Origin of the sequence: Candidatus Viridilinea mediisalina (assembly GCF_002532535.1) — a bacterium.
Taxonomy (GTDB): domain Bacteria; phylum Chloroflexota; class Chloroflexia; order Chloroflexales; family Chloroflexaceae; genus Viridilinea; species Viridilinea mediisalina.
Map to the genome: position 1 here is coordinate 1 of NZ_NQWI01000328.1, position 563 is coordinate 563.

The 563-nt window shown below is 57.7% G+C and carries 1 pseudogene; it reads left to right on the forward strand.

Features of this window, described 5'->3' with window-relative positions:
* Positions 1–561: pseudogene (locus tag CJ255_RS23975) on the forward strand (hypothetical protein); the annotation flags it as partial.
* Between the last annotated feature and the right edge of the window lie 2 nt (positions 562–563).

Genomic DNA, 563 nt, shown 5'->3' on the forward strand with positions numbered 1-563 from the left:
CTCAAATACAGCTCGCGGCACGATCTGATCGAGCGCCTGCCCGAGGTGGTTGAACTATGGTATAGTTTTTGTGATCAGACCTCCGGTCGGGACGATATGCTGACGTTGCTGCGCTACCTCGCCGCCGCCGGCAAGCATGTGACGCTGCAAGAGATCATTGACGTGGTGGGTACAACCATTCCCTTGGGAGGTGCGCTCATGGGTACCATTGCCGAAGAGTTGATTGAGCAGGGTGTACAAAAGGGCGAACAGATCGGCCTGCAAAAGGGTAAGCAAATCGGACTACAAGAGGGTGAACAGATCGGTCTGCAAAAGGGCTTGCGGCAGGGTCGTCAACTAGCGCAGCAGGGCTTGCAGCAGGGCCGCCAACTGGCCCAGCAGGGTCTGCTGACTGGCATCCGCCTCTCGTTGAAGTGCAAATTTGGCACCGAAGGCGAAGCCCTGATGCGCGAGGTTGCCGCTATCGAGGATGTTGCACTACTCCAATTGCTTGCTGACACCGTTGAGCATATCGAGAGTGTTGAGGAGTTGCGGGCGTGGCTGGCGGACGAGGCGGGGTAGTG